Origin of the sequence: Sulfuricurvum sp., assembly GCF_049305995.1 — a bacterium.
In the GTDB taxonomy this organism is placed as follows: Bacteria; Campylobacterota; Campylobacteria; order Campylobacterales; family Sulfurimonadaceae; genus Sulfuricurvum.
On record NZ_JBAQPS010000009.1, the window covers coordinates 1 to 3616 of the forward strand.

6 protein-coding genes are annotated in these 3616 nt (G+C 37.9%); 5 read left to right on the forward strand and 1 reads right to left on the reverse strand.

Annotation, left to right across the window (positions count from 1 at the left end):
* Positions 1-190 (forward strand): flagellar biosynthetic protein FliR (locus tag WA010_RS00295; RefSeq protein ID WP_422555180.1); only part of this gene is annotated, 190 nt, incomplete at its 5' end.
* Here the strand turns inward: WA010_RS00295 and WA010_RS00300 are convergent.
* Positions 182-658 carry a hypothetical protein gene (locus WA010_RS00300; protein WP_422555181.1) on the reverse strand — a complete coding sequence of 159 codons (477 nt, stop codon included), beginning with the start codon at positions 656-658 and terminating at the stop codon, positions 182-184. The genes WA010_RS00295 and WA010_RS00300 overlap by 9 nt on opposite strands.
* Before the next feature lie 74 nt (positions 659-732).
* On the opposite strand from WA010_RS00300, the gene WA010_RS00305 reads away from it, so the two are divergent.
* The 4 genes from WA010_RS00305 to argS all read left to right on the forward strand — a co-directional run.
* Positions 733-2022 carry a hypothetical protein gene (locus WA010_RS00305; protein WP_422555182.1) on the forward strand — a complete coding sequence of 430 codons (1290 nt, stop codon included), beginning with the start codon at positions 733-735 and terminating at the stop codon, positions 2020-2022.
* Positions 2019-2639, forward strand: a complete 621-nt coding sequence (gmk, locus tag WA010_RS00310; protein ID WP_422555183.1) for a guanylate kinase — start codon at positions 2019-2021, stop codon at positions 2637-2639. Before WA010_RS00305 ends, gmk begins: the two co-directional genes overlap by 4 nt.
* Before the next feature lie 206 nt (positions 2640-2845).
* A complete protein-coding gene (locus WA010_RS00315; protein WP_422555184.1) occupies positions 2846-3082 on the forward strand; it encodes a Sec-independent protein translocase subunit TatA/TatB in 237 nt (78 codons plus the stop codon).
* 3 nt (positions 3083-3085) lie between these two features.
* Positions 3086-3616: arginine--tRNA ligase (gene argS / locus WA010_RS00320; protein ID WP_422555185.1), on the forward strand; the 531-nt coding region annotated here is incomplete at its 3' end.

Genomic DNA, 3616 nt, shown 5'->3' on the forward strand with positions numbered 1-3616 from the left:
GTCCATATTGGCTGATGTTATATTCGGTATGCTAATGAAAACGATGCCTCAATTTAACCTTTTAGTTATTGGTATGCCGATCAAAATTGCTATATCTTTTATTGTTTTAATGGTGACATTGGGTGCAACGCTTATGATTGTAACAGCACAAACGCAAAATGCGTATAATTTTTTGGAAAAATTATTTTAGATAACGTTTAGAGTATTTCATAATAGGAGATAATGAAGTATAAAGGGTTTTAATCCAAATCGGATCAGTACTGCATCGTATCGGTGTATGCTGACGATGAAATGCCTCATCTTCAATCCCCCCATCTAAAATACAGCCATAAGAATGATCAATGAGAATAAATGTCTGATCTAATGGAATAGTCGAGTAGTAAAGATTAATATGATGGTATTGAACCATAGAAAGAGGGTCACTTTTTGCATTATTAAGAATGATTGTGATATTGGTTTCTTGTTTTGATAAAGCGGTAAGTCTTTTTTGAAGTTCAGTGTGATTGAAAGAAGAGGTTACAATAAAAACTTGTGAGCTATTTTTAAATGCTTTGGAAAGTTCATGGACGAATGATGCGTGATTATTTGGAATAAAAAAAACGGTTTCTTTTGCAAAAAGAGAGATAACAGCACAAAGAAGCCAAAGAAGTTTTATCATTTAATTTTTTTTTAGTTACAATGATAGCACGAAGCTTTTGATATAACAAGAGTATATAAAGAGAGGTAGAACGTATGAAAATTTTGCTTTTTAACGATAACCCGGTTGTCCGTAAACTGGTGGCTCTCAGTGCACAAAAAACAAAAGATGATCTGAAAGTTATTTGGTCGGTTGATGAAATTGAAGAGAGTGATTACGATTTATTAATTATTGATGATGCTCTTTACAGTGATGAAGCGTTTATGGGTTTAAAGGAATTAGTCACCTATAAAAGTCTTTTATTAATGGCAACCCGTGGGCAAGCAATTCCGGCCGGTTTTGATAACGTTATCAACAAACCGTTTCTTCCTACTGATCTTGTTGATATGTTTGTTCAAATTGAAAAAAGAATATTTTCTACTCAATTTTCTGAAAATACAGTCATTTCAAAGAGAGTAGAAAATACAAAAGAAGAACCGATATACGCTATTCATTTGGAAGAGACATTGCCTGATGTAAAAAATTTGAATGATGATTTTGAATTTTTTGATTTGAGTAGTTTAGATGATGAAATTGATTTGAAGGATAATGAAGAAGAACCTTTAATATCGGAAGAGATGGAAAATTTCGATGAGATACCTCAAATGGCGGTTTTGGATAAAGAAGAGGTTCAAGAAGTTCAAAATCTTTTGGATGATACAGAAGGAGATGAATGGGGATTTGATGAGGATGAAATTATTGTCAAGCCGATCAAAGAACCCATAGTTGAAGAAGAAGTGGATTTTAGTAGAGGAGATTTTAACATTAATGACCATTTATTCGATGATATTGAAGAACCTATATCTGAAGCATCTGATTCTATTGATGACTTGATAATACCGGATTATGAGGAAGATATCCTTTTGAATGATGAAGAATTGGATAATTTAGAGTCTCAAATTCAAGATGCGGTGAATAATTTAGAAGCGGAAACACTTGATAAAGAGGTAGAACTAGATGATTTAGAACTTAATTTGGAGGATTCTTTGGAGGTGGGGCTTACACTCCCCAAGCAAGAAGCTGACGAATTTGATGAGTTGGATATGTTAAGTGAGCGTGAACTTAAATTGGCTATTGGTGAAGAGGTTGACGATGAACCTGAAGTTGAAATGGATGATGAAATAATGGGTGATTTGGATAACATTGAACCATTAGAGGATGAATTTGAAGAGGTTTTAGGATTGGATGAGGAAGAGGAGCCTGTCCAAGAACCTATCGCATCATCCCATGCCGAAGGGGTAGAAGCGTTGCAAGCACTTTTAAAAGCACTTTCTAACGAAGATGTAGCTAAATCGCTTAAAGGGCTGAATATCAGCATCAATATTAATTTCGGGAATGAAAAGTGAATCATCACAGTGGTGCAATTTTAGTTTTATCGGGTCCTAGCGGAGCAGGAAAGAGTTCGTTAATCAACAAAATTACCGATCAAATCGGTCCGATCTATTTTTCGATTTCTACAACGACCAGAGTGAAGCGCGAGGGTGAAATTGAAGGGATTCATTACCATTTTGTTAGTGTTGATGAGTTTAAACATGACATTGAGCAAGAGATGTTTTTGGAATACGCTGTAGTTCACGGCAACTACTATGGAACATCGCTCGGACCGGTTAAAAAAGCGCTTAAAGAGGGGAAACTGGTTATTTTTGATATTGATGTTCAAGGGCATGATGCGATTCAAAATCGGCTGGGTGATATTACGACTTCTGTTTTTATTACGACTCCGACGTTGGAAGAACTCAAAAAGAGGCTCTATAACCGTTCGACTGATCGTGAAGAGGTCATCGCAGGGAGAATTGAGATGGCTAAACGGGAAGTTCAACGTATAAGCGAGTATGATTTTTTAGTAGTTAATGATAATTTGGAAGAGGCAGCGGAAATTTTAGTTTCTATCGCAAAAGCGGCACGGATGAAAATACCAACGCTACAAATCAACGAATTTATTCAAACATGGGAAGCGTCCTGACGAATATGAAACGATTTATGAGCAAAGCCCATAAATCGGCAGGGACAAATGTCCCTACAACCCCCTAAAGCTACCCGTATCTTTCGGATACGGGAGATATCTTAAATCATTTCACATAAATATGAAAGATTCCCTAAAACTTTTGGTGTATTCATCGAAATACGTTATACTTCCCCACTTAATTTTCTACAGAAGGAACTCTAATCATGAGTATGCCAAGCGGAACCGAATTATTATTGATTTTCGGAATTGTTATTTTGTTGTTCGGTGCGAAAAAAATTCCTGACCTTGCAAAAGGGATCGGACAAGGGATCCGTAATTTCAAAAAAGAGATGAAAGAAGAAGAATCGGTAGCAACAACTACTCCGACTGAAGCTCCGAAACAAGTCGATGCCACAGCGTCTACAACGGTAGAAGCTCCAAAAACTACTACACAAGCGTAATTCTTGAAGCAGCGAGTCTCTGCGCTGTTGCGCGATAAATTCAATTGTGACGTTATCCTCGAAAAGCCGAAAGATCGCTCTTTCGGTCACTTCGCCACCCCAATCGCTTTTTCCCTTGCTAAAGAGCTACGAAAATCTCCTATGGTTATTGCCGAAGAGATCGCAACATCGTTCAATGAAAGCGAAATGTTCGGTGCGGTTGAATCGGTCAAAGGGTATATTAACTTTCGTCTCTCCGAATCGTTTTTGGACGAGTATGCTTCATGGGCGTTGAGCCACGGTGAACAATTCGGTAGCAGTGATAAAAAAGGCTCTATCCTCCTTGAATTCGTTAGCGCCAATCCGACGGGGCCGCTTCATATCGGACATGCACGCGGAGCCGTATACGGTGACACGATCTTGCGTCTCGGGCGTCATTTAGGTTACGATATTACGGCAGAGTATTACGTCAACGATGCGGGGAATCAAATCGATTTACTCGGTGTATCCTTACAGCTCGAAGGGCGTAGCTCTCTTTTGGGAGAAGCGGTAGAA